Consider the following 281-nt stretch of genomic DNA (forward strand, 5'->3'; position numbering starts at 1 on the left):
CCGGTTACTGTTTTGCCTACGTTAGCGGCATCCAGCGTAAGGGTTATCATGAATACTTTTGAAGCACCTGATTCAGGTACACCGGTAGTATTGGTCCTGTTTACACGGCCTATGCTGCTTATAAGTGCAGGCTGGGCAGTGGTAGCAGTGGCATACCAGTCTAATAGGCTGATACCAGATATGGTTTGTGAAGTGCCGTCTTCGAAGTTAATCACAGCATTTACTGTAGATGCACCACTACCAGAAGTTACTGCAAGATAAATATCTGTAAACTTCATAGG

General features: G+C 44.8%; 1 protein-coding gene. It reads right to left on the minus strand.

The window, feature by feature from the left end; genetic code table 11:
* A partial coding sequence (locus tag ACLI1A_RS19600; protein ID WP_411410389.1) for a hypothetical protein occupies nt 1-281 on the minus strand: 281 nt, incomplete at both ends.

The sequence above is a fragment of the Flavobacterium sp. RHBU_3 genome (assembly GCF_046613565.1).
In the GTDB taxonomy this organism is placed as follows: Bacteria; Bacteroidota; Bacteroidia; order Flavobacteriales; family Flavobacteriaceae; genus Flavobacterium.